The sequence below is a fragment of the Sporosarcina sp. P34 genome, from assembly GCF_002743375.1.
Taxonomy (GTDB): domain Bacteria; phylum Bacillota; class Bacilli; order Bacillales_A; family Planococcaceae; genus Sporosarcina.
The window spans coordinates 280,116-301,760 of sequence record NZ_PDZC01000002.1 but is presented as its reverse complement, the minus strand read 5'-3'; the positions used below and the strand labels follow the sequence as shown (position 1 = coordinate 301,760).

Below are 21,645 nucleotides of genomic sequence, written 5' to 3'. Positions count from 1 at the left end.
TGCAAATCAGGACTGAATTTTATCACGTAGAATGACTGAATCGCTGACCAATCCAGAAAATTAATTCCATCAAGAGTGCAGCCAAGATACCTACTAGCAAGCCGCTTGATAATAGAGGTTGAACGAGCTCAGGAAGTGAAGAGAACACAGTGGTTGGCAGTGTCATGATGGATAATCCAAGAAGTGCAGGTAATGCGACTCGATATATAGTTTTAGGTTCGAATGTTAATCCTTCCACGTTGCGCAAAGCAGACCGGAATAGCTGTAAATACGCTACAAATAATACCGTGTTTCCGACACTTTGAGGGATAGTAGAGAAAAATGCACTTAAAGGCGGTACGAGTCCGAGCATGATAAACAGTATGGACCCGAGAAAGAATGGGGCTCTGTCCTTTATTCCGCTGGACTGCAGAAAACCGATGGACGATGCATAAGGTGCATACGGGACGAGGCCTAACGCACCTGCTCCGATATTCATTCCTCCCGTAATGAGAAATGAAGTTTTATACTGAGTTTTAGTAGTTTCTTTCTCATATATATCTTCCGCCCCTTTTAGGGTAGCGATTGTATTCGTCGTATTCAATAAACCTGTAATGACCACTGTAATTACGATACCGATCTCAAGAGTCGGTTCACCCCAAGGGAACCATTGGATAAACGGTGTAGTTTTTATCGTTTCAGTAGCTACTTGCGGAAAAATCAGCACGGCACTAATCCAACCGACGGTCATACCGATAAGTAGATTCAAGCTACTGATAATCCCTTTTCCTTTCACATGAACCAGAATCGTCAGACCCGCTAGAGCGAATGAAAATAGAGTCTTCGACAGACTGATGAATTCACCGTCATTGAGACCAATCATTCCTTTTAAGAAAATGGTAATCAATTGATTCGCCAAAAGTAGTAAAAACACGAACATGACAGTAGGTGTAAACCATTTCTTCAGAATATCACCCATGCCGAGCATGCCGAGTGTAGCAACCAGTACACCGGAAATCATAGCGCCTACTGCGATACTCCCTCCAACTGTAGGTAAACTTAAGCCCATTGCACTCGCTGTTCCGGCCAAGCTGAGTACTACGCCCCACCATAAACCTGACTGACCTTCCATCAATGCCAATCGATGTCCAAATGCTCCTTGCAGTAAACAAGCTATTCCTGTAAAAATAAATGAGCGCTGTATAGCAGAAACAATTTCTATTTGCTCAAGCTCAAAAGCAGTACCGACCGAAATAGGGATTACAACTGTATTGGCGAACATAAAGAACAACCATTGAAATCCGGCTAACGCAGTAATTGAATACCGCATTTGTATAGAACGCATTCACATCTCTCCCCTGTAGATATCTATGTATGTCGAAATAATTTAAATATAAAGAAAACTATAGCACAAAATTAATAGGAAGAATAATGTTTCTAGTAGTACCGTAAGGAAAAAGTAATTTACTGACAATCATATATACTAGTAATAGCCAACAGACGTCTGTCTGCTGGCTACATTATTACGATTTTATATGAGGAAGTAACTGTAAAAGTTCGTGAGGGGGTAGGGGTCGGGAATACAAGAAACCTTGTGCTTCATCACATTCAAGTTTCTTGAGAAATTCGGCCTGTTCGTAAGTTTCGACTCCTTCAGCAATTACTCGTAAATGTAAGTTCTTAGCTAAATCAATAATAGCTTTGACGATAACCGAATTTAAATGCAGTTCTCTAACAAAAGATTGATCAATTTTGAGATGGGTCAGAGGAAACTTAGATAAGTAGCTTAATGAAGAATAGCCTGTTCCGAAATCATCGATACTAATTTTAATACCGATAGCACGCAGCTCTTGTAAAATACTTTGGCAATAGTCCACGTCAGATGTCATACTCTCCGTGATTTCGATATTCAAATAGTGTGGTTGCAGACCCGTTTTATGAAGTGTGTCTTTAACATCTGCCACAAAGCTACTACTTTTAAACTGACGTAACGAAACATTTACACTCATTAATAGTGAAGTGTGGCCTAAGTCTTGCCACTCTTTCGCCTGTCTACAAGCGGTCTCTAGCACCCATAAACCAATAGCCAGAATCATTCCCGTTTCTTCTGCTATAGATATGAATTGTCCGGGAGGTATCATACCTCTAGATGGATGTTGCCAACGTACCAATGCTTCTACACCAATTATATTTCCTGTGTTAAAATCATATTGTGGCTGGTAATGCAATGACAATTCTTTTTTATGGAGTACTTGACGTAATTCCATCTCAATTAACGTTCGTTCCATTAAGTCTTTATACAGTTCTTCTGTAAAAAACTGATAGGTACTTTTACCCGATTGTTTCGCTAAATACATAGCGGAATCCGCATTACGAATAAGCGTATCGTATTCTGTCCCATCGTCTGGATACATGCTGATTCCGATACTAGGTGCAATAAAAACTTCTAAGTAATCGATCAGGAAGGATTTTGATACTTCATCGACGATTCGCTGGGCGACCATTTGGGCACCTTGTTTCGTCGTAGAAGAACACAATATAAGAAACTCGTCTCCACTGAGTCGGCCGACCAAGTCATTTTGTCTAATAAGCGTTTGTAATCTTGCTCCAACCGCTTTAAGCAATTGATCCCCCACATAATGGCCCATAGAATCATTAATATTCTTAAATCGATCCAAGTCCATATAGAGTAGGGCGAAAGGTTCCTGGTTGTTTACACGGGTTTCAATCAAGTCTTCTACCGTTTGTTTTAGCAACCTTCTATTCGGTAATCCAGTTAGGTGGTCGTGAAATGCCATATGTTCGACTAAACGTTCAGCTTCTTTCCGATCGGTAATATCACTAGCGGTACCGACAACTTCGACTATATTCTCCCCTTCAAAAATAGGAGAGAGATAAACTAGAAAGGTTCTGGAATGATAGTCAATTTCAAACTGTCCAACCCGGCCAAGTAAAGCCCCAAGAAGCTGTCGCTTAAATGTAGACGAGTTAAATGTATTATTGGAGATGAGCTGATTAAGTGTATTTGCAGTGACACCAAGTTCTTCGGCTACTTTTCCTTCCAATAATGTTATATTGATTTGATTATTTTCATCAAAAGAATACTTGAAAATAGCATTTTGAAGATTTTTTACGGTCATTGTAAAATCATTTTTTAATGCCAATTCCAATGACTTTTCCGCTTCCATCTGAGATGTCACGTCTTGGCGTATAGAAATGTATTGAAACGGCTTACCATCGGGACCAATGAATGGAACGACAGTAGTATGGACCCAATAAAACTTTCCAAACTTAGATTTATTACGGATAACGCCTCTCCATACCCGACCGGATTGAATCGTTTTCCACATATTCGCAAAGAAGCTTTTAGGATGTGTACCCGAGTTGACTACCCGATGTGTTTTGCCGATCAGTTCCTCGCGTGAGTACTCCGAAAGGACACAGAAATGGTCATTAACATATGTAATGACGCCTTGCGGATTGGTAATAACCACTACTGCTGATTCATCCAGTGCATATTTAAAGTTTTGCAAGTCTGCACGTGTTTTGACGTATTCGTTTGAGGCCAGTTTTGATCCAGTTACATCAATATCAAGAGAGAGATAACCCGTTAAGTTTCCCGTAGCATCATACATGGGTACAATTGTACTATCCAACCAGTGCACTGTACCCGACTTAGAGTAAATCTGTATAGATTCTTGATAGACGGCATTATGGATAAAGTGTTCTGTAAGCATGTGAAACTTCGCTTTAAGAGAAACCTCTCTATTTAACTTTCCCCACGTTCTACCTATTAACTCATCTTCTCTATAACCCGTCAGCTCACAAAAATTCTGATTTACATAGGTGAGATAACCACTTAAGTCGATGAGTGATATGCAGAACTTTTCATCTAGTAGTGTGGATAGATGTGAAGAAATACTAGGAGTTTGTAACGGCATATATGCACAACCTTTCTTTTAAAAAAGTTAGGTAAATAGAATAGTCCTTAATTTAAAAGCCTAAATCTATAAAATTATATAAAAATACCTAATAGGTAGAAATAAATATACTAACTGTCTGATTATAGCACGAATGAGAGAGTTTTGAACTAGTTTCTGAAGGAAATATTCGTAGGTTATTAGATCTGTTGTAAATAGTAGAGCGTTACATAGAAAAAAGACCATGGAAGCTTTGTAGTGCCTCCATGATCTTTTATCTTTTCGGTTCGTAATGAAGTGTTTTGAACAACTTCTTTCGTTCTGTATCTGTGAGTTCACGCCATTCCCCAATGGGAAGATCGCCGAGTTCAATGTTAAGAATACGCACACGTTGCAAGCGGCGTACATGATAGCCAAGCGCTGCACACATTCTGCGGATTTGACGATTTAAACCTTGTGTTAAAATAATAGAAAAAGTTTTAGGACCGAGTTTTTTCACCGTACAAGGCTTCGTTACGGTATCGAGAATTTTCACTCCATTTTCCATTTGTGAAATAAATGAGGCGGTTAGGGGGCTATCCACGGTCACAATGTATTCCTTTTCATGCCCGTATTCTTCCCTTAGGATTTCATTGACGATATCGCCATCGTTCGTTAATAGTAATAAACCGTCGGAATCTTTGTCTAAACGTCCGATGTGGAAAATTCGTAATGGATGGTTAACAAAGTCTACAACATTCCCTTCAATATGACGTTCTGTTGTACTAGTGATACCTACTGGTTTATTAAGTGCAATATACACTAACTGCTCTTCTTGTTCGACTAGCTTGCCATCGACTTCTACTCGATCGCCTGCCTTGACTTTACTTCCGAGTTCCGCGAGTTGTCCGTTGATTTTCACACGACCGTCAGCAATCCACTGATCTGCCCCTCGTCTGGATACAATACCAGCGCCACTTAGAAATTTATTGATCCGCATATAGACTCTCCTCCTGCATTTGTTACACTAAGCTAATTATAGCATTTTTCCCGTAAGAAATTGTTGACATTAAAGATTCAGCATATTAAGATAAATATAATAACTAGATGGACAGAAGGTTTCGATAGCGGAATCGTCCCGGCAGATGAGATGAGTTAGCAGAGAAGAGAATAGCGAAAAGATAAGAATAAGAAGAGTAGCGATTGCATGTGCTTTCTAGAGAATCAGTGGCTGGTGAAAACTGATACACATCGTTCGTGAATGGACTTATGGCAGCTGTTTTGATATAAAACAGACGTTTGCCCGCGTTAAGGGCAGTGTGAAAACACATAAAGTGGGAGTGCTTCGGCGCTTCAATTTGAGGTGGCAACGCGGTTACATAATCGTCCTCTGCAACAGGCTAACTGGCTCTGTTTGCAGAGGGCTTTTTCTATTTAATTATTCGAATTATACAACAGTCCATAAAGAAGAGGAGCATGATCATGATGACAGAGCAGAAGAACTTACGGGTAACGACACGAAAGATTGAGGGCGATTCCTTAACCCCTATTTTGATATTTAGAAGATTGAAAGGAAATCATAAGTTCCTGTTGGAGAGTTCTTCGCAAGCAGAGGGGTCAGGGCGGTATTCATTCATTGGACTCAATCCCCAAAAAGCCTATCGAGGTCGGGATGGTGTAGTAGAAGAGATCGTCTACTCGACGAATAGAACATATACGCATGAAGGGGATCTCTATACTTTATTGAAGCGCCTAATGCCTCGTATTACGGAAGATGCTGGATTTCCGTTTACAGGCGGCGCAGTTGGTTATGTAGGATACGGTGCAGCTAGAAATGGTGAACAGCGAACAGCTGATGATCTTCAGGTGCCGGATGTCTACTTTAATATTTATGACACCATTGTCATCTATGACCATCAATTGCACGAAGTAACGTTACTGCATACAGAAATCAATCCGGTATACGAAGCGCCTGACTTGGACGCTATCGAAGACATGATTGTGAATGGTTCCGTTGATAAAGAGGATAGTGTTTCTCTTTCTGATTATCGTTGTGCCATCTCTAAAGAAGAGTTTGAGCGTCGTGTCCAGATTGTTATTGATGCGATTAAAGAAGGACAGGCGGAACAAGTCGTTTTGTCACGTCGCTTTGAAGCAGATATTACAGGTGACCCATTTGCGTTGTATCGTAAACTACGTCGCCGTAACCCATCTCCATATATGTATTACATGGAATTTGAAGATCATACGGTAATCGGAACGTCACCGGAAAGTCTCGTCCGTGTCACTGGAGATAAAGTATTAACAAATCCGATTGCAGGTACACGCAGAAGAGGACGAGATCAAGCGGAAGACAAAGCGCTCGAAATAGAATTACGCCATGATCCGAAAGAGCTGTCCGAACACGATATGTTAGTGGAAGTTGGCAAGAAAGAATTGCAACAAGTCTGTCGTCCCGAAACGATTGAAGTCTCAAATTACTTGGAAACAGTTCGCTATGAACATGTCATGCATTTAGTTTCTGAAGTGACGGGTGACCTTGCACCAGGCTTACATGCGTTGGATGCACTGAAAGCGACAATGCCAGCAGGCACTGTAACAGGTTCTCCTAAATCGGTTGCTATGGATATGATTGATGAACTAGAAGACCAGCATCGCGGAATTTACGGTGGCGCTATCGGGTACATTGGTCTAAACGGTAATATCGACTTCGCATTGACGATTCGTACGATGCTTGTAAAAGAAGGAAAAGCGTATGTTCAGGCAGGTGCCGGGATAGTAGGAGCTTCTGTACCTTCATTAGAATATAAAGAGACGTCCAATAAAGCCCGTTCTTTACTAGAAGTAACGGAAATGACAAAGTAATTGCCCAGGCTCAAGCCTTACCGAACGATCAAGTAAACATCTAGATGAGAAGGGAAGAGATGAGTATGGAGAAGTTTTTAAGTATAGTAGAGAAGCAACGCCACCTTATGTATGAAGAGATGAAAGAAGCTGCCGAGCTAATGTTTAATGAAGCAACAGACGAAAATCTCATTGCACAGTTTTTGATCGCATTATCGAAAAAAGGTGAGACTTCACATGAATTAGCGGCATTGGCGTCCGTTATGAAGTCCTATGCAAATGACTTAACACCTAAAGAAGCACGTTATTTAGATAACTGCGGAACGGGTGGAGACGGCGTCAATACATTCAATATTAGTACGACAGCTGCATTTGTTTTGGCGGGTGCTGGGGTCCAGGTTGCGAAACACGGTAACCGTAAAATCTCCAGCGCATCTGGAAGTCAGGATGTCCTAGACGCACTTGGCATTCATTCCGACTTCCAGATATCGGATATGCAAAACTTACTGGAACAACAAGGGATTGCATTCTTATTCGCGCCCGCTGTTCATCCAAAAATGAAACGGATCGGCACTATACGCAACAAAATTGGTAAGACAACGATCTTCAACTTGGTTGGACCTTTGACGAATCCCGTAGCACTTGAAACTCAATTTACCGGTATTAATCGTCCAGATTTTATCATGGAATATGCATCAGTACTCCGGATGTTAGGACGTGAAAGAGCGATTGTTGTGAGTGGAGCAGGTGGAATGGATGAGGCATCACTTGCAGGCCAGAATGAATTTGTACTTCTCGATCATGGTGACTTAATTCCATTTTCATTGACTGCGGATGACGTGGGGCTAGAATATGCACCGTTGTCAGCGATTAAAGGTGGAGATGCAGTAGAAAATGCTGCAACTACCCGATCCATTTTAAATGGAGAACGTGGACCAAAATTCGATACAGTCGTGTTAAATGCGGGAATCGGTTTATTTGCAAATGGCCAAGTCTCCACAATTCAAGAAGGTGTGAAAGTAGCTACTGAAAGTATTCTATCAGGCAAGGCGCTAGAAAAACTAGATGCCATCGTCGCATTCAGCGAAAAGATTCGGCAAAAGGCGGTTATCCAATGACGATTTTAGATAAGATTATTGCACAGAAGAAAATAGAAGTGGATCATTTGCTAGCAAGTAACATGACATTTCTAGAACGGGAAATTACACGACCGTCCCTCTATCAGACGTTGGTAAAAGCAAAAAAACTGCAAGTTATTTCTGAGATGAAACGTGCATCGCCCTCTAAAGGTTTGATTGCAGAAGGTACAAATCCGGTTGAACAAGCGACGGCTTATTATGAAGCAGGTGCTGCGTGTATTTCAGTATTGACTGACAAGGAATTTTTCAAAGGATCATTTGAAGACTTGTCTGCAGTAGCCGATGCTGTACCCATCGCAGTGTTGTGTAAAGACTTTATTATCCATAAAATTCAAATTGACCAAGCGAAAAGCGCAGGTGCATCAGTTATTTTATTGATAGTGGCTGCACTCGATGACGAAACACTCGGAAGTCTGTATACGTATGCCAACGAAGAAGGTTTGGATGTGCTAGTGGAAGTGCATAACACTGACGAGTTGCAACGTGCTTTGTCAATCGATGCAAGAATCATCGGCGTCAACAACCGTGATCTGCACACATTCGAAGTAGATTTAGCGCAGACGGAACGGATTGCAACACACTTCCCATTTGATGAAGAGCGTGTGTTCATCAGTGAAAGCGGAATCTGGGGACCTGAGGATGCAGAACGTGCGGCAAAAGCTGGAGCAAGTGCAGTACTTGTCGGAGAATCTTTGATGCGCAGTGATTCAGTAACAGAAGCCCTGCAAGCTTTACAAGTAGAAAAACACGTGATTCGCCCATGACAAAGGTAAAGATCTGCGGTCTGATGAAGCCGGAACATGTACAAGCGGCTGTAGACGCGGGCGCAGATGCAATAGGTTTTGTATTTGCACCAAGCCGCAGGGAAGTAACGCTAGAGCAAGCGCAAAAATTGGCTAAACTCATTCCACCGTCCGTAGTAAAGATCGGAGTCTTTGTCGATGAAACGAAAGAGCAGCTACTTAAGATGTTTAATGAAGTGCCATTGGATTACATCCAGTACCATGGTGATGAGACTCCGGCTTTCATTCAACAAGTGGGGTTACCTTCTATAAAAGCACTTGCTATTACAAGTGAAGATGACGTAAAACTCGCTGCTACCTATGATGTGGATTATTATTTATTCGATACACCAGGTGTTGAATACAAAGGCGGTAGTGGTAAGACGTTCGACTGGTCATTACTTGGAGATGTAGGGGTATCAAAAGAGCAAATTATTTTAGCCGGTGGACTGCATGCAGGCAATGTGCAGGAAGCGCTCGAGCAAGTGAATCCATATATGGTTGACGTGTCAAGTGGAGTGGAGATAGAGAAGCAAAAAGATTCAGAACGTATTCAGACGTTCATTCGTACAGCGAAAGGTAGGAGAGATCATCATGACAACAGAAACTAAAGGACGCTACGGTAAATTCGGAGGACAGTTCGTTCCGGAAACATTAATGACTGCATTGCAGGAGTTAGAAAGAGCTTATGAAGAAGCACAGCTAGATCCTACGTTTTCAAAGGAACTGGATTATTATTTGAAAGAGTTTGTAGGTCGTGAAACTCCTCTGTTTTTTGCAGAGCGTTTGACGAAGCATGCTGGTGGTGCAAAAATTTATTTGAAGCGTGAAGATTTGAATCATACAGGTGCACATAAGATTAATAACTCTCTTGGACAGGCGTTACTTGCGATTCGTATGGGCAAGAAAAAAGTTGTAGCAGAAACTGGAGCGGGTCAACACGGTGTGGCGACAGCTACAGCTTGCGCGCTACTCGGTCTTGAATGCGTGGTATTTATGGGTAAAGAAGATATCCGTCGACAAGAACTAAACGTTTTCCGCATGGAACTACTCGGTACGAAAGTAGTTTCTGTTGATAAAGGTTCAGGTACATTGAAAGACGCGGTCAATGAAGCATTGCGCTACTGGGTTTCCAATGTAGAAGATACACATTATATACTTGGATCGGCATTAGGTCCGCATCCTTTCCCACAAATCGTTCGTGATTTCCAGCGCGTTATTGGTGATGAAACACGTAGGCAAATTGTAGAACATGAAGGACGTCTACCTAATGCAGTCGTAGCTTGCATTGGTGGCGGCAGTAATGCGATTGGTATGTTCCATCCGTTCGTTGATGATCAAGATGTAAAGTTGTTCGGAGTAGAAGCTGCTGGTAGCGGAATTTCAACAGGTAAACATGCAGCAGCCATTGCGGGTAAACAAGAAGGCGTTTTACACGGCGCCTACATGTACGTCTTGCAGGACGATGACGGATTTATTCAAGAAGCGCACTCCATCTCTGCTGGTCTCGATTATCCTGCAGTAGGACCTGAGCACTGCCATTTGGCAGATATCCAACGTGTACAGTACGATTCTGTTACGGATCAACAGGCACTTGAAGCGGTGCAATTACTTTCACGTGTAGAAGGAATTATTCCAGCCCTTGAAAGTGCACACGCTGTTTATTATGCAGTACAGTTAGCGAAAGAAATGAAAGAAGATCAGCTAGTCGTTATCTGTTTATCAGGGCGCGGAGACAAAGATATGCAAACAGTACGTGATGCGCTAGGAGGTCAATCCATATGACAAAAAAACTAGTAACACAAGCGATTATGCAGTGTAATGACCAAGGAAACAAAGCGTTTGTACCGTATATCATGGCAGGAGACGGCGGATTACAGACGTTGAAGAAGAACATATTATTCTTGCAAGAAGCCGGTGCAACGGCTATTGAAGTGGGTATACCTTTTTCCGACCCAGTGGCGGATGGCGATGTTATTCAGCAAGCTGGTGAGCGAGCGTTAGCTGAAGGCATTACATTACGAAAGATTATGAAAGAACTTGCTTCATTCAAAGAAGAAGTCAAGATTCCCTTAGTGATCATGACGTATTTGAATCCTGTGCTTAGCTATGGTTTACAGTCGATAGCAGCAGATTGTGAAGCGAGTGGTGTCTACGGTTTAATTATTCCAGATCTCCCGCTCGAAGAAAGTGGCTTACTAAAAGATGCATTGAAAGACACTGAGGTGGCATTGATCCAATTGGTTTCCCTAACTAGCCCTACCGAGCGTATAGAAGCGATTGCGAAAGCGGCGGAAGGTTTCATTTACGCAGTGACAGTAAACGGCATCACAGGTGTGCGTTCATCATTTACAGAAGAACTAGAAGGTCACTTGGAGCGACTAAAGGCAGCAAGTTCCGTTCCGGTTCTCGCAGGATTCGGTATCTCAACTCCAGAACACGTTCGCACACTTGGTGGACTTGCTGACGGCGTTATCGTTGGAAGTGCCATTGTGACGGCCCTTCATGAAGGAGATTACGAGAAGGTTCGGACGTTAATTAACGCATCCAAAAATCAACTAACCAATAGCTAAAAATGTGGCGGACAACTGATACATTTCAGTTGTCCGCTTATTCATGTAAATAAAACTATCCACAGCAGAGAGTTTGTGAATAACTAATTCTGTTATTTTAGTAATTTCATATGTAATATGCACAAAAGTCGGGGATTATTTGTTCATAAAGGGGGTAACTTAAGAATTACCCACAATCTATTTTCATTATATTAAAAATCTCGTGATGACGATGGAGTTTCTTGAATACGATAAAGTAGGACATAGAAAGGGTGATGAGTAGAATGATTCGTCCAGCACATTTAGTACAGGGGGATGTAATTGGAATCGTGGCACCTGCCAGTCCCGTAGAACGTGAAGAATTGGAACGTTCATTTCAATTTTTGGATCAATTGGGGCTGCGCTATAAGATAGGACAATCTGTGTATAAGAAAAATGGTTATTTGGCAGGGGCTGATGAGGAAAGGCTCGCTGACTTGCACGAGATGTTTAAAGATCCGGAAGTGAAGGGAATACTCTGTGCGGGTGGTGGTTACGGCTCGGCGCGCTACGTAGAGCAACTGGATCTCGATTTAATCCACAACCATCCGAAAGTGTTTTGGGGGTACAGTGATATTACGTGTCTACATACCGCGATTCGTCAAGGAGCTGGACTCGTTACATTCCATGGACCGATGCTTGCATCATGTGTCGCACAAGATGAGTTTCATGAGTTGTCGGGCAAAATGTTCGGGCAATTATTTACGCCAGTAGAAATTCATTATTCCGAAGCTATCTCGCCACTTGAAACACTTGTAGGCGGTGTTGCGGAAGGCGAAGTGGTCGGTGGTAATTTGACGCAACTAGCCAACAGTCTAGGTAGTGAGTTTGAGATTAAGACGACTAATCGATTGCTTGTAATTGAGGATGTCGGTGAAGAGCCTTATAAAGTGGATCGTCTCCTCAATCAATTACGTCTAGCAGGTAAGCTGCGAGAAGCAGCAGGTATCGTGATTGGGGATTTCGCTAAAGCGACACCGAGCAAGCCAAATGATTCACTCACAATGGATGAAGTGTTTGAACATCACTTCGGAAAATTTGATCAGCCTGTTGTCAAAGGATTCCGTATCGGTCATTGTGAACCGAATATCGCCATTCCATTAGGCGTGAAAGGACGTTTGGATGCAAATAGCAAGACGCTAACTATCTTACCGGGAGTGGAGTAATTGCAAATTCGCACGGTGGAAACATTCCTCGTGTCATCCCTATTACGTAAACCGTTTGTCACGGCATTACGAACTGTTCATACTGTGCATTCGGTCATTGTCAAAGTAACAACTGACGATGGCTTAATCGGCTGGGGGGAAGCGGTGCCAACGCATGTCATAACAGGTGATTCCATCGGCAGCATTCGTTATGTCATTGATAAGGTTTTTGCACCCCTATTGATAGGCCAAGATATCATCCAGCGTGAAGTACTATACGAAAGAATACAACAAGCGATTATAGGAAATACGAGTGCAAAGGCTGCAATTGACATGGCGGTACATGACTTATTCGGTCAGCTTTGCGGTTTACCTTTAGTCCAAATGTTAGGTGGCTACCATCAAAGCCTAAAAACAGACTTCACGGTCAGTGTTGGAAAACCTACTGAGATGGCTAAGGAAGCAGCAGAACATGTTGCCCAGGGTTTCGATACATTAAAAGTGAAAGTCGGCACAGGAAATTTCCAACAGGAAAGAGAAAGGATTCATGCTATTCGTCAAACCGTTGGCCATGGCATCACGATTCGCCTCGATGCCAATCAAGGCTGGAAACCAAAAGAAGCCATTCGACTTATTCGCCAGTTGGAAGATGACGGAGTTGATTTGGAATTAATAGAACAGCCAGTTGCCGCATATGATGTAGAAGGCTTGAGCGACGTGACAAGACAGACAAGCACGCTAATCATGGCAGATGAATCATTATTTTCAGCAAACGATGCAAAAAAATTGCTGGAGATGCGCGCAGTGGATGTGCTGAATATCAAATTGATGAAGTCGGGGGGAATCCGAGAGGCCTTGAAAATCAATGCATTAGCTGAAGTACATGGGATAGAGTGTATGGTTGGAAGTATGATGGAGACAGCAATTGGCGTGACAGCAGCTGCCCACATAGCAGCGAGTCAGCTAAATATAACGCGAGTGGATTTAGATGCCCCACTATTATTGGCAAAAGAATTTTCCGCAGGTGGTGTGCGCTATCACGGATCGCATATGGAGTTTAATAAGGAGTCAGGACTAGGTTTTGATTCGGAACGGATGATGCAATGGGTGAAGGAGCATGCATGTGAATGAGAAATGGATGTGCGCGGTAAGTGTTGCGACAGTATGGACCGATCCCGATTCTCCTCGTGTAGCCGATCTGCCTGCCTTGAATCACCCAGTGCAAATCGATAGATGGCTTTCCCAGTTATCTTATGAAGAACGTTTAGCGCTAAGTGATAATAATCAAATTCAAACGCAGTTATTATACGGTGAGTCTGTGATTGTCGAAGAAGTGGTTGGTGACTGGGCGCGTATAATTGCTAGCTCCCAGTCAACGCGCAAAGATCCGCGAGGCTATCCTGGTTGGGTGCCGCTAGTTCAACTTTCCATGAAGAAACGAATCCAGACGGAAGAGTTTGTCAGAGTGACTAACCCAAAAGCAGCTTTGTTTGATCAATCAGGTGCATTCTTTTTACGTGTTTCTTTCAATACCATCTTTCCCATCGCAGAAAGACGTGGCAAGAAGATTCGCGTCTGGACACCGCATGGTTGGAAATTGTTAAATGCATCTGACGTCGAACGTGTGGGGGAAGAATCGATTCACCGTCCGCTTACTATAGGTAGACGCTTCATAGGTTTACCGTATTTATGGGGGGGGATGTCCGCTTGGGGCTTTGATTGTTCAGGATTCATCCGTACTATATGGAAAGCATGCGGAATTTGTTTGCCGCGTGATGCAGTGGATCAGGCAGAAGAAGGCAGACCGATCTCGCTCGACCCTGCAGAGTGGCAAAAAGGTGATTTACTCTTTTTCAAGAATGAAGAGCAGCGTATTCATCATGTGGCGATGTATGTGGGCAACGGGAAAATACTACATGCACCTTCAACTGGAAAACTAATTGAACAAATTGAACTGAGAAAATCCGCATATGCTAAAAATGTGTGTAGTGTGCGTAGAATTATCTAATCGTCTATGCATTACATCAAGCAAGTATTGGCGTTCACTCCCTTCTTTTATGTATACTGAAAAGAACGTACTAAAAAGGGAGATGTCGCAATGTCGGAACGAAAACCTATGAGCGAGTCAAGAACGATCCAAAGTAAGCTGGTCTTACCGCCAGACACGAACCATATTGAATCAATTTTTGGAGGAAAAGTCCTTTCTTATATAGATGAAATCGCAGCTATTTCAGCTATGAAACACGCTGGTACTAGAGCTGCCGTCACGGCATCGATCGACTCGGTCGATTTCGTTTCACCAGCCTTGCTTGGCGATGTCATTGAACTGGAAGCGGTGGTTACTTCCGTTGGTCGAACATCTATGGAAGTGTTTATTTCCGTTCATTCCAAAAACTTAGTTACAGGTGAAGTGAAGTTGACGACGGAATCATTCTGTACGATGGTTGCGGTAGATGACACAAATCGCCCGATACCAGTGGCAGAAGTGTATCCTGAAACAGAGTTAGAAAAGCGCCTTTTCGATACAGCACCTGCACGACGTGAACTTCGTAAACAGCGGAGATTGATGAAATATTAATAGTAGCGCGAGGTGAGACGGATTTCTCGTTTCTGCCTTGCGCTTTTTATTTAAAGTAATCAACTTGTTATTTTTTTGCAAAGTGCACTAAATGACTAATGCACTGGAATAGAAAGAGTTGATGTTAGGGTATATAAAAACAGCAGTGGATGAAAAGGTCGGTGCCCATTCATTCACTGCTGTTCTGTTGTATTAGTTATTGCTGCTAAACGTACGGACTAGTCCAAGTACTGTTCCACCAAGAATAAATGCAAACAATGCATACATGATATAGACGAACCACATGAATATCCACTCCTTTGATCAGTATCCTGCCTATAATTGTAACACCTTGACAGATGCGTTGCAATGGACTTTGTTAGACAACTGTGGCGGCTATACGACCAATTGAGTGAGTGTTCGCTATTTTATCGTTCGCTCTTTAATAAATCACGAATTTCAGTAAGTAATTCTTCTTTCATATCCAATGGTTTTTCTTCCGGTTCTTCTTCAACTATCTCTGCCGGCTTCATTTTCAACTTCATAAGTACGCGTAAGAAGACGAAAATGGAACCTGCTACAATCAAGAAGTCAATGATAGATTGAATGAATAGCCCATATTTGATTTGAGCGTCACCAATTGTATAGCTCAATGAAGAAAAGTCCAGACCACCTAATAAAATCCCAATGAGTGGCGTCATTATATTTTCAACTAATGAAGAAACGATTGTTCCGAAAGCTGCACCAATTACGACACCGATTGCTAAATCAAAAATATTTCCTTTAAACGCGAACTCCTTAAAATCCTTCCACATACACATAACCACTTTCTTTATTATGATAGCTTTGTATTACATTGTAATGTACTCCTATTTTTGACGTTGGAATCTCTGATAGATTAAAATAACTCCAAATAAAAACACTGAACTGGCGAGCAGGCCACCGACAATATCACTTGGGAAATGAACGCCTAAATAGATTCTACTGACTGCAATCATTATAATCATAAAAACCGCAAGAATCGTAATAGCAATTCGGCTTCCTGTAGTCTTAAGATCTCTCCATACAATATAAGCGAGTATTGTATAGAGGCTGAATGCCATCATCGTATGTCCACTAGGAAAACTATACCCGCCAATATCGATCAGACGATGAAAGTTAGGGCGTTCCCGTTTGAAGATGAATTTGAGTACTTGATTAAGAATGCCGGTCCCAGCTAGTGCTATAGCAAATAGTACTGCTTGGTCACGGTGTTTCTTCCATAAAAGAACTCCAAGTGTCAGTACGGCTAGTAGGGCAACTGACGTCGTGGAACCAATAGTAGTAAAGAGTTTCATCAAAGACGTGAGTCCCTTAGATTCTGCACTTTGTACAAAGTCTATTATAGGTTCATCAAAACTAGAGATCGTTTGCAAATGAATCGATCGGGCAATATAAGCGAAAAATCCGGTAAATAGAATACAAATAATCCAAACGGATACTAAACGAAGTGATAATTCACGCACGGTATACATTCCTTTCTATTGTTGTATATTGTGAACGATTATAAAAAGATTGTACAGTGAAATGTAGAAATATATGGGGATAAATGTCGAAAGGTCAAAAAACGGATACTATCTAACTTTAGCACCAACACAAAGTTATATAACGATTTAACTCATGTATCGTATACTGTTGGGCCCGTCCCAAAACATATGACATTTGTCATCTCAAAGTCATGACACCTAAGTCTACCTCTCCTGCTGTATACAAGTTATTCTTAATGTACTAGCAAACCCAGTAGGAGGGAAATTCAAACATGAGTAAAGAACAAACGAAGCAACTGCACAAAGACGTCGCGCCTTTTGCGAAGTCTGATTTGAAAAAGAGTATTGTTCAGATGATCAATACGATTCCACCGGTATTGATTTTATGGTTCTTGGCTTACCAAAGCTTGAGTGTATCTGTCACATTAACGATTGCATTGGCAATCGTTGCAGCGTTCTTTGTAGTTCGCACATTCATCATCTTCCATGACTGCACGCACGGTTCATTCTTCCGCAACAAGAAAGCGAATAATATTGTTGGAACAATCACTGGCGTCTTGACATTATTCCCATACGAAAAATGGAAAAGAGAGCACTCGATTCACCACGCATCTAGTTCAAACTTAGATAAACGGGGTGTTGGAGATATCTGGGTCATGACTGTTGAAGAGTACGAAAATGCTTCCAAGTTCGAGCGTTTCTGCTATCGTGTTTATCGTAACCCTATTGTCTTGTTTGGATTTGGACCTTTATATTTGGTACTCATCTCAGGTCGTTTCAACCGTAAAGACGCTCGTAAGAAAGAGCGTATGAATACGTATTTGATCAATATTATTCTAATTGCAATCTATACAGTGTTAATCGTAGCAATTGGCTGGAAAGCATTCTTGCTGATTCAAGGTACTATGATGTTCACGGCTGGTGCTCTTGGTATTTGGTTGTTCTACATTCAACATACATTTGAAGATTCGTATTTTGAAGAGGAATCTGACTGGGATTACGTGAAAGCAGCAGTTGAAGGAAGTTCATACTATCAATTGCCGCGTGTTCTTCAGTGGGCAACAGGCAATATTGGATTCCATCACGTACACCACTTGGCACCACGTGTACCGAACTATAACTTGGAAATGGCGCATGAATTGACTCCGCCGCTGCAAAAAGCTACAACAATTACATTGAAAACAAGTTTGGAATCATTACGTTACCGCTTGTATGATCCAAATAATAAAAAGTTTATCACATTTAAAGAAGCAAAACGGTATTCATTGAAAGATAAGTTGTCGATTGATTTAAAACCAAAACGTACACGCTTATCATAAAATGGCAGGAGAAGGAGCAATCCTTCTCCGCCTTTTTATTTTGTCCACATATCTCCAAAGAGCTAGTGTAGTCAATGTTTGTTACAATGGAAGGAAAAGGACGGTGATGAGATCGAATGTATAGTTGGTATAGTATTTTCCCGAAAAGCCCATGGCTCAGTATTTATGCTTGGGTTGTGTTTTGTATATTGCCTTTCTTTTTTATTTTACGAAGCGCATCCCCATTTAATTTAACAATTGGTATCATATTATTAGTATTATTTTTCCTGTCATATTATTTTTCCGCTAAGTCAAAAAGTGGTCTTATGTATATGTGGATCAGTTTTGAAATTGTCATTACGGTCGTGATGACATTGTTATTTGGCTATGTTTATCTGTCACTGTTTATTGCTTTCTCTATTGGGCATATCAGAAGACCGGTCGGCTTTTTTGTTATTTACGGATTACATATTGCGATTTTAATTGCCGCAATCGTTGCGGGGTTCTTTCTTGAAATCGAATTATTTTTACCACAAATACACTTTGTTATTATCACGGTTATCGGAGTAGTATTACTGCCATTTAATTTGTACAACCGTCAAAAACGAGACTTACTTCAAGATCAGTTGGAAATTGCAAGGGAACGGATATCAGAACTGATGATCATTCAAGAGCGTGAGCGTATTGCTCGAGATCTCCATGATACACTTGGACAAAAGTTATCTATGATTGGTTTAAAGAGTGACTTAGCTTCTCGATTGATGGATCGGGATATCGAGTCGGCAAAAGCAGAAATTCAAGATATACGTCAAATTTCTAGTACGGCATTAAAAGAAGTACGAGATCTTGTTAGTGGTATGCGACGTGTGAAGCTTAAAGATGAACTGGTGCGCGTCCAACAAATGCTGAAGGCGGCTGAAATTGAAGTGGATATAGAAGGGAATCCCAACTTCCCCGACGTGTCGCCTATTGTAGAAAACGTACTCGTAATGTGTCTCAAGGAAGCAATTAATAATGTAGTAAGACACAGCTATGCAAAACAATGTTGTATTATATTTGAACAGACAGAAAAAGCATTTGTCATTCGAATAAACGATAATGGGATTAGTATCGCGCAAAATGGCGTGAATTTACCAGGGAATGGGCTGGATGGCATGAAGGAACGATTAGAGTTCGTCAACGGTAAGTTGTCGATTAAAAGTGACAATGGGACGCAACTAAAAGTCATGGTACCTGCTGTCTTAAAGCAAATAAAGGAGGGGTAATATGATTCGCATTGTAATTGCTGAAGACCAAGGAATGCTGCTCGGTGCACTAGGGTCGTTGTTGAACCTGGAAGAAGACATGGAAGTAGTAGGCAAGGCTAAAAATGGTCAGGAAGCCGTAGACTTGGTAAAAAGTCTTCAGCCCGATATTTGTATAATGGATATTGAAATGCCGATTAAAACCGGCTTGGATGCTGCGGAAGAACTACAAGATATGGAATGCCAAATTATTATTCTCACGACGTTTGCTAGGGCGGGTTATTTCGAGCGAGCGCGGAATGCAGGAGTTCGTGGATATCTGCTGAAAGATAATCCCATTGAAGAGTTGGTTAAATCGATTCATTCGATTATAGAAGGGCGCCGAATTTATGCACCGGAATTAATTGACATAGCATTTGATATGAAAGAAGAAGAGAAGAATCCATTGACTGAGAGGGAAGTTCAAGTACTTAAGTTGGTATCGGAAGGGAAGACTACGAAACAGATTGCGGCTGAACTGTTTTTATCACCCGGTACTGTCCGTAATTATGTCTCCACCATACTAGATAAACTTGGTGTTCGTAATCGTATTGAAGCGATTACGTTATTCAATGAAAAAGGCTGGTTTGAGTGAAAACTACACGGACGTACATTCATAACAAGGGAGTGAGTGATAAGTGAATAAGATTACGCAAAGTGAATGGCTTGTAAAGCTACCCTTATTACAAAGCGTGATGGAGCAGAAGGAAGTGTTATGGTGTAATCCTTCCGTCGAATTGGTAGCAGCGGGCCTGTTGAAGACCCGTTTATCAAAATTCGATATAGTTGACGCCAGTGATCGTCTGGAGAGATTCGCTCCCTATTTGGCGAAAGTCTTTCCAGATACGGATAAAGGTATCATTGAATCCCCATTAACCCCAATTCCAAAAATGAAGCAAGAACTTGAAAAAGCGTATGCTATTCATATTCCTGGAAAGCTTTTATTAAAACAGGATAATGCGTTGCCGATCTCAGGTTCAATCAAGGCGCGTGGTGGTATTTATGAAGTTTTAAAGCATGCAGAGACACTCGCGGTAAGTAGTGAGTTGCTGGATTCTACAAAAGACTACAGTCAATTCGATACTCCGAGATTCCGAGAGTTGTTTGCGAAGCACAAAATTGCCGTAGGCTCGACAGGGAATCTGGGATTGAGTATTGGTATTATGAGTGCAAAGCTTGGCTTCAATGTCACGGTGCATATGTCAGCCGATGCCAAACAGTGGAAAAAGGACTTACTGCGCTCAAAAGGTGTTCAGGTCGTGGAGTATATCGATGATTACAGTAAAGCAGTAGAAGAAGGCCGGCGTCAGGCAGAAGCTGATCCGTCTTGTCATTTTGTGGATGATGAAAACTCTACGGACTTATTCATGGGATATGCAGTGGCAGGGGAACGTGTTGCGGCACAATTGAAAGAGCAGAATATTACTGTCGATGAAGCGCACCCTCTATTCGTCTATTTACCTTGTGGTGTAGGCGGGGGACCAGGCGGTGTGGCATTCGGATTAAAATTGGCTTTAGGTGATCATGTGCATTGCTTCTTTGCAGAACCGACACACTCACCGTGTATGATGATTGGCATGATGACAGGAATGCACGACCAAGTATCGGTTGCAGATTTTGGCTTGGACAATAAAACTGCGGCTGATGGTTTAGCAGTCGGAACAGCTTCTGCATTTGTGGGAAAAACGATGGAACCATTCCTCACAGGATGCTATACGGTAGAAGATCAGACATTATTCACGCTCCTGAAAGAACTGGCGGACAGTGAAGACATCTGGCTGGAACCTTCAGCACTTGCTGGTATGACAGGACCTATACAAGTTATTAAGTCTACATTACCGTCAGCGGACTCCAAAAACGCAACGCACCTTGTGTGGGGAACGGGTGGAAATATGGTGCCTGAGGACGAAATGAAGAGTTATTATCATTATACGAGGAAATAATACACTCGACTTCCCGGGAAATCGACAAAAGATCCGCAGAGACTAATCTCTGCGGATCTTACTTTTTTAAATGGAAGATTTGGAAGCTAGGAGACATCGTTGTTCGACATTCCCGAACACAAATTTGATTTCATTACGGTTGCCCGACATTTTGTGCTACATCATGGTCTTACCGTAAGTCTTTAAAAATCTTCAATTTCAAGAGTTTTGGAACCAATAATAGACCGATAATTGTCCCACTCACCGTCGATACAAGAAAAGGGGGTAGGAAAAATAAAGCGGTTACGGTTGTGCCCATCAAAATTTTGGCATAAGGCACTGCAAACAATGGTGCTAACAAACCGGTACCAATAATCTCTCCAATACCTGCACTCCAATTCTTTTTGAAACGCTGATATAATACGCCTGCTAAAAATGCACCAATCATCCCACCAGGAAATGCGAGCAGTGAACCTGTCCCTGTCAGTATACGTACGAGTCCTGTCATAAACGCTACCACGACAGCGGCCCACGGACCCATTACGATTGCCACTACGACGTTCACAGTATGCTGTATGGGATATGCTCTGGCGATCCCAGCAGGGAATGAAACGAATGCAGAGCCGGCAACTGCAATGGCGACAAACATTGTCATAAAAATCATTTTACGTGTATTCATA

At 41.9% G+C, this 21,645-nt stretch carries 20 protein-coding genes and 1 other annotated feature; of the genes, 14 read left to right on the top strand and 6 right to left on the bottom strand.

The window, feature by feature from the left end:
* Positions 1 to 22: 22 nt before the first annotated feature.
* The 3 genes from CSV63_RS05405 to rluF form a co-directional block, all read right to left on the bottom strand.
* Positions 23 to 1,324, bottom strand: coding sequence for a uracil/xanthine transporter (locus CSV63_RS05405; RefSeq protein ID WP_233191953.1), 1,302 nt, complete (start codon positions 1,322 to 1,324; stop codon positions 23 to 25).
* Between the two features lie 178 nt (positions 1,325 to 1,502).
* Complete coding sequence (locus tag CSV63_RS05400; protein ID WP_099694877.1) at positions 1,503 to 3,920, bottom strand: bifunctional diguanylate cyclase/phosphodiesterase; 2,418 nt, start codon at positions 3,918 to 3,920, stop codon at positions 1,503 to 1,505.
* Positions 3,921 to 4,173: 253 nt separating this feature from the next.
* Complete coding sequence (rluF, locus tag CSV63_RS05395) at positions 4,174 to 4,878, bottom strand: 23S rRNA pseudouridine(2604) synthase RluF (protein WP_099694876.1); 705 nt, start codon at positions 4,876 to 4,878, stop codon at positions 4,174 to 4,176.
* A gap of 174 nt (positions 4,879 to 5,052) precedes the next feature.
* Positions 5,053 to 5,272 (top strand) — a binding site (T-box leader).
* 88 nt (positions 5,273 to 5,360) lie between these two features.
* On the opposite strand from rluF, the gene CSV63_RS05390 reads away from it, so the two are divergent.
* From CSV63_RS05390 to CSV63_RS05345, 10 genes are all read left to right on the top strand, one after another.
* Positions 5,361 to 6,743 (top strand): anthranilate synthase component I family protein, encoded by a 1,383-nt coding sequence (locus tag CSV63_RS05390; protein ID WP_233191952.1) that lies wholly within the window; start codon positions 5,361 to 5,363, stop codon positions 6,741 to 6,743.
* A 65-nt stretch (positions 6,744 to 6,808) separates the two neighbouring features.
* Positions 6,809 to 7,840, top strand: a complete 1,032-nt coding sequence (trpD, locus tag CSV63_RS05385) for an anthranilate phosphoribosyltransferase (RefSeq protein WP_369823788.1) — start codon at positions 6,809 to 6,811, stop codon at positions 7,838 to 7,840.
* Positions 7,837 to 8,625 (top strand): indole-3-glycerol phosphate synthase TrpC, encoded by a 789-nt coding sequence (gene trpC, locus CSV63_RS05380; RefSeq protein ID WP_099694873.1) that lies wholly within the window; start codon positions 7,837 to 7,839, stop codon positions 8,623 to 8,625. Before trpD ends, trpC begins: the two co-directional genes overlap by 4 nt.
* Positions 8,622 to 9,254, top strand: coding sequence for a phosphoribosylanthranilate isomerase (locus CSV63_RS05375; protein ID WP_099694872.1), 633 nt, complete (start codon positions 8,622 to 8,624; stop codon positions 9,252 to 9,254). The genes trpC and CSV63_RS05375 overlap by 4 nt, the downstream gene beginning before the upstream one ends.
* Positions 9,238 to 10,428: a tryptophan synthase subunit beta gene (gene trpB, locus CSV63_RS05370; protein ID WP_099694871.1), complete on the top strand. Its 1,191-nt coding sequence runs from the start codon at positions 9,238 to 9,240 to the stop codon at positions 10,426 to 10,428. Before CSV63_RS05375 ends, trpB begins: the two co-directional genes overlap by 17 nt.
* Positions 10,425 to 11,216, top strand: coding sequence for a tryptophan synthase subunit alpha (gene trpA / locus CSV63_RS05365; RefSeq protein ID WP_099694870.1), 792 nt, complete (start codon positions 10,425 to 10,427; stop codon positions 11,214 to 11,216). Before trpB ends, trpA begins: the two co-directional genes overlap by 4 nt.
* A gap of 254 nt (positions 11,217 to 11,470) precedes the next feature.
* Positions 11,471 to 12,400 carry a S66 peptidase family protein gene (locus CSV63_RS05360; protein WP_099694869.1) on the top strand — a complete coding sequence of 310 codons (930 nt, stop codon included), beginning with the start codon at positions 11,471 to 11,473 and terminating at the stop codon, positions 12,398 to 12,400.
* A complete protein-coding gene (locus CSV63_RS05355) occupies positions 12,401 to 13,510 on the top strand; it encodes a mandelate racemase/muconate lactonizing enzyme family protein (protein WP_099694868.1) in 1,110 nt (369 codons plus the stop codon).
* A complete protein-coding gene (locus tag CSV63_RS05350; RefSeq protein ID WP_158233916.1) occupies positions 13,503 to 14,387 on the top strand; it encodes a C40 family peptidase in 885 nt (294 codons plus the stop codon). The genes CSV63_RS05355 and CSV63_RS05350 overlap by 8 nt, the downstream gene beginning before the upstream one ends.
* Positions 14,388 to 14,477: 90 nt before the next feature.
* A complete protein-coding gene (locus CSV63_RS05345) occupies positions 14,478 to 14,957 on the top strand; it encodes an acyl-CoA thioesterase (protein ID WP_099673024.1) in 480 nt (159 codons plus the stop codon).
* Positions 14,958 to 15,364: 407 nt separating this feature from the next.
* On the opposite strand, the gene mscL is transcribed toward CSV63_RS05345, so the two are convergent.
* The gene (gene mscL / locus CSV63_RS05340; RefSeq protein WP_099694866.1) at positions 15,365 to 15,751 is read right to left on the bottom strand and encodes a large conductance mechanosensitive channel protein MscL; all 387 of its coding nucleotides are present in this window, start codon (positions 15,749 to 15,751) and stop codon (positions 15,365 to 15,367) included.
* Positions 15,752 to 15,805: 54 nt separating this feature from the next.
* The gene (locus tag CSV63_RS05335; RefSeq protein WP_158233915.1) at positions 15,806 to 16,441 is read right to left on the bottom strand and encodes a phosphatase PAP2 family protein; all 636 of its coding nucleotides are present in this window, start codon (positions 16,439 to 16,441) and stop codon (positions 15,806 to 15,808) included.
* Positions 16,442 to 16,734: 293 nt separating this feature from the next.
* On the opposite strand from CSV63_RS05335, the gene desA reads away from it, so the two are divergent.
* From desA to CSV63_RS05315, 4 genes are all read left to right on the top strand, one after another.
* Positions 16,735 to 17,781, top strand: a complete 1,047-nt coding sequence (gene desA / locus CSV63_RS05330) for a Delta(5) desaturase DesA (protein ID WP_099694864.1) — start codon at positions 16,735 to 16,737, stop codon at positions 17,779 to 17,781.
* 116 nt (positions 17,782 to 17,897) lie between these two features.
* Positions 17,898 to 19,025 carry a sensor histidine kinase gene (locus CSV63_RS05325; protein ID WP_099675780.1) on the top strand — a complete coding sequence of 376 codons (1,128 nt, stop codon included), beginning with the start codon at positions 17,898 to 17,900 and terminating at the stop codon, positions 19,023 to 19,025.
* Position 19,026: 1 nt separating this feature from the next.
* Complete coding sequence (locus CSV63_RS05320) at positions 19,027 to 19,638, top strand: response regulator transcription factor (RefSeq protein WP_099694863.1); 612 nt, start codon at positions 19,027 to 19,029, stop codon at positions 19,636 to 19,638.
* Positions 19,639 to 19,681: 43 nt separating this feature from the next.
* The gene (locus tag CSV63_RS05315; RefSeq protein ID WP_099694862.1) at positions 19,682 to 20,986 is read left to right on the top strand and encodes a D-serine ammonia-lyase; all 1,305 of its coding nucleotides are present in this window, start codon (positions 19,682 to 19,684) and stop codon (positions 20,984 to 20,986) included.
* Positions 20,987 to 21,155: 169 nt separating this feature from the next.
* Here CSV63_RS05315 and thiW read toward each other — a convergent pair whose 3' ends face one another.
* Positions 21,156 to 21,644 carry an energy coupling factor transporter S component ThiW gene (thiW, locus tag CSV63_RS05310; RefSeq protein ID WP_099695012.1) on the bottom strand — a complete coding sequence of 163 codons (489 nt, stop codon included), beginning with the start codon at positions 21,642 to 21,644 and terminating at the stop codon, positions 21,156 to 21,158.
* Position 21,645: the final 1 nt, after the last annotated feature.

Bases quoted from the DNA above. Each gene is read 5' to 3' on its own strand.
- desA (WP_099694864.1), top strand. From the start codon at position 16,735: ATGAGTAAAGAACAAACGAAGCAACTGCACAAAGACGTCGCGCCTTTT.
- rluF (WP_099694876.1), bottom strand. From the start codon at position 4,878: ATGCGGATCAATAAATTTCTAAGTGGCGCTGGTATTGTATCCAGACGA.
- CSV63_RS05345 (WP_099673024.1), top strand. From the start codon at position 14,478: ATGTCGGAACGAAAACCTATGAGCGAGTCAAGAACGATCCAAAGTAAG.
- trpB (WP_099694871.1), top strand. From the start codon at position 9,238: ATGACAACAGAAACTAAAGGACGCTACGGTAAATTCGGAGGACAGTTC.
- CSV63_RS05325 (WP_099675780.1), top strand. From the start codon at position 17,898: ATGTATAGTTGGTATAGTATTTTCCCGAAAAGCCCATGGCTCAGTATT.
- thiW (WP_099695012.1), bottom strand. From the start codon at position 21,644: ATGAATACACGTAAAATGATTTTTATGACAATGTTTGTCGCCATTGCA.
- trpD (WP_369823788.1), top strand. From the start codon at position 6,809: ATGGAGAAGTTTTTAAGTATAGTAGAGAAGCAACGCCACCTTATGTAT.
- CSV63_RS05360 (WP_099694869.1), top strand. From the start codon at position 11,471: ATGAGTAGAATGATTCGTCCAGCACATTTAGTACAGGGGGATGTAATT.
- CSV63_RS05375 (WP_099694872.1), top strand. From the start codon at position 8,622: ATGACAAAGGTAAAGATCTGCGGTCTGATGAAGCCGGAACATGTACAA.
- mscL (WP_099694866.1), bottom strand. From the start codon at position 15,751: ATGTGGAAGGATTTTAAGGAGTTCGCGTTTAAAGGAAATATTTTTGAT.
- CSV63_RS05405 (WP_233191953.1), bottom strand. From the start codon at position 1,324: ATGCGTTCTATACAAATGCGGTATTCAATTACTGCGTTAGCCGGATTT.
- CSV63_RS05390 (WP_233191952.1), top strand. From the start codon at position 5,361: ATGATGACAGAGCAGAAGAACTTACGGGTAACGACACGAAAGATTGAG.
- trpA (WP_099694870.1), top strand. From the start codon at position 10,425: ATGACAAAAAAACTAGTAACACAAGCGATTATGCAGTGTAATGACCAA.
- trpC (WP_099694873.1), top strand. From the start codon at position 7,837: ATGACGATTTTAGATAAGATTATTGCACAGAAGAAAATAGAAGTGGAT.
- CSV63_RS05400 (WP_099694877.1), bottom strand. From the start codon at position 3,920: ATGCCGTTACAAACTCCTAGTATTTCTTCACATCTATCCACACTACTA.
- CSV63_RS05320 (WP_099694863.1), top strand. From the start codon at position 19,027: ATGATTCGCATTGTAATTGCTGAAGACCAAGGAATGCTGCTCGGTGCA.